Raw genomic sequence first — 2,794 nt, forward strand, 5'->3', positions numbered from 1 at the left:
GTCTTGCGCAGAGCGGCCGCCGGAAATGACCAGCACAAGGCCGCGCACCCAGATGTAGGACGCGAGCGTGATGATGAAGGCACTCATCTTCACCTTCACGACCAAATAGCCGTTGATGGAGCCTATGATGCCGCCGACAACTAGGGCAAGCAGCAGCGAAACCGGAACCATCAGCCATTCCGGCTGTAATTGAACGCCAAGGCCGATGCCCGCCGAGCAGAACAGGATACCGACCGCCATGGCGCCGAGCGCCGCCACGGACTCGACCGACAGGTCCATATGTCCGGTGATGATGACCAGCGCCAGGCCGATCGACATGACGCCAAGCACGCTCGACGCCTCTACGATGTTGGCGAAGATGCCCAGTTGGAAGTAGTTCGGAATGAAGATGGAGAAGACCACCAGCACGAACACCAGCATGAACCAGACGAGGTTATCGAGGGCGAACTCGAGGGCGTGGCGCGTGCGGGGATTCATGTGCTGATCCAGCTGGCGCATGATCCGAAACCAATTCGGTTTTCGGGAACCGCGCGGATTGAAATTGCTGCAGCGTTCCTCGCGCCTCCGTTCGGACGCGCCGGGCTGCAGTGGTGGGCTCCGGGCCAGCGTGGCCCGAAGCCCAAGGCGACTTTGCTATTCGACCGGCTTCACCGTGTCCGAAGGCGGCTTCATATTGCCCCAGAAGGCCGGGTTATCGACATTTTCCTTGGTGATCGCAGCGCCGGGGATCTTGATGTTCGGCCCCCAGGCTTCCTTGGTCACGGTCGACTTCAGGCCGAGCACGTCGTACTCTCCCGGCTTGATCTCCTGCTTGTTGACGACCTTGTCCATAAACATGGCGACGGCGGCGGCCTGAGCGTAGAGCGGCTGCTCGACCTCGACGTTGAGCCAGCCCTTGCGGATCAGGTCAAGGCCGACCGGCGCGCCATTCGAGCTCATTAGCATAACGTCGCCCGGTTTCTTGCCCGCGGCCTCGAGCGAGGCGACGGCAGCGACCGAGAGATGCGCGGCGTGGCTGAAGATCAGGTCGATATCCGGGTTGGCGAGCATCTGGTCGGCAACGATGGTGCCGGCATTGCTGGCTTCCCATTGCATAGCCGGAACCGAGATGATCTTGACGTCCGGGGACGCCTTCATCTTCTCCTCGAAACCCTTCTGGATGTCGAGTGTGTAGGGGTCGCCGGGATCGCCGAGCACCTGGAGGATCTTGCCTTTCACCGATCCGTGCTTCGCCTTCAAGAGCTTCTCGGCCTGATCGGCGGCAATCTGGCCTATCTCGACCGTTCCCGCCACCGACGTGAAGTCGGACGGTGTCGAGGTGATCTGCCGATCGAACTCGACCACCGGGATGCCGGCGGCGCGGGCGGCCTCGATAGACGGCTTCAGCGCATTGAAATCGACGGCGGCAAGAATGATCGCCGACGGCTTGAGCGCGATAACGTCGTTCATTTGCGATTGCTGAGCGTCGGTCTTGTTATCGGCGTTCAGCGTCTTCATCTCGTAGCCGACCTGCTTCAGGAACATCTCCAGAGCGCTCACCGAGCCGGTCTGGAATTCGTCGAGCAATGTCGGCACCAGGTAGTAGACGGTGCCCTTGGACTGGGCGAATGCCGGCGTGAGCGTGGCAAAGGCCAGTGCCAGGATACCGAAGACGGAAAGAAGTATTTTCTTCATGTCGTTCGCTCCTCTTGCGCCGGACCCCTCATTTGCCCCTCAGCCTGCCGGTCCGGCACCGGCAAGCGTCTCTCCGGTGATCATGTTGATCACCGCGTCGGGACTTGTTTTGTTGCGCGCGACATCGCCTGCCACGACACCTTGCCGGATCACCACGATCCGGTCGGCGACCTGGAAGGCCTGTTGCATGATATGGGTGATGATGACGACGCCGATACCTTGGCTGGCCACCTGGCGGATCATGTCGAGACCGCGCCGTGTCTGCTCGACACCGAGTGCCGCGAACGGTTCGTCGAGAAGCACGAGCTTGCCGCCAAAATGCACGAATCGGTTGAGCTCGATGGCCTGCCGCTGGCCGCCTGAGAGGTGCTCGACATTGGTTCTGAGCGAAGGGATGCGCGTGCCGGCGCTAGCCAGCGCCTTTTCGACCACCTGCTCCATGGCGGGTTCGTCGAGCAGGGGAACGCCAAGAAATTTCTTGGTGATCTCGCGGCCCATGAAGAAGTTGGCCACCACGTCGACATTGGTGCAAAGCGAGAGGTCCTGGTAGACGGTCTCGATCCCGGCGACCTTGGCCTCGGCGGGAGATTTGGCGAGGAATTCCTTGCCCTCGAACAGCATGCGACCGGAGGTCGGCTCCAGCCCGCCGGCGATGATCTTGACCAGGGTCGATTTGCCGGCGCCATTGTCACCCAAAAGCGCCACCACCTCGCCCTTGCCGATCGAGAAGCTGATGCCCTTGAGCGCTTCGATCGCGCCATAGTTCTTGGCGACGTTGTCGAGCACCAGCAGAGGTTCACTCATGCCAGGCTGAGCTCCGCTCATGCCGCGATCCCCTTGCCTTGCAGGATATCTCGCCCGCGTTCGCGCTCGGCGGTGAATATCTGGCCGAAGCGCGGCGAAAGCACCCCTGAGACGGCAAGCGCTGCGGCACCGCGCAACACCGCATGCTGGCCGCCGCGTGCGACGGTGACACGCGGCGCCGTGCGGTCCTTTCGCGCCGAGATCGAGTTGGGAAGGTTCGCAACCGAACCGGCCAGCCGTTCAAGTAAATCGGTGGACGCGAGTCCGCCGAGGATGATGGTTTCGGGATCGAACAGGTTCTCGATGATGGTGATGG

At 61.8% G+C, this 2,794-nt stretch carries 2 protein-coding genes and 2 pseudogenes; all 4 read right to left on the reverse strand.

What is annotated here, in order from left to right:
- Nucleotides 1-477, reverse strand: a pseudogene (locus tag EOA86_RS29435) (ABC transporter permease); the annotation flags it as partial.
- Nucleotides 478-633: 156 nt separating this feature from the next.
- Nucleotides 634-1,674, reverse strand: a complete 1,041-nt coding sequence (locus EOA86_RS29440) for a sugar ABC transporter substrate-binding protein (protein ID WP_128344872.1) — start codon at nt 1,672-1,674, stop codon at nt 634-636.
- A 39-nt stretch (nt 1,675-1,713) separates the two neighbouring features.
- Nucleotides 1,714-2,478 (reverse strand): ATP-binding cassette domain-containing protein, encoded by a 765-nt coding sequence (locus EOA86_RS29445; RefSeq protein WP_128344873.1) that lies wholly within the window; start codon nt 2,476-2,478, stop codon nt 1,714-1,716.
- 17 nt (nt 2,479-2,495) lie between these two features.
- Nucleotides 2,496-2,794: pseudogene (locus EOA86_RS29450) on the reverse strand (ROK family protein); the annotation flags it as partial.

Source organism: Mesorhizobium sp. M5C.F.Ca.IN.020.32.2.1 (genome assembly GCF_004023105.1).
Taxonomy (GTDB): Bacteria; Pseudomonadota; Alphaproteobacteria; order Rhizobiales; family Rhizobiaceae; genus Mesorhizobium; species Mesorhizobium wenxiniae.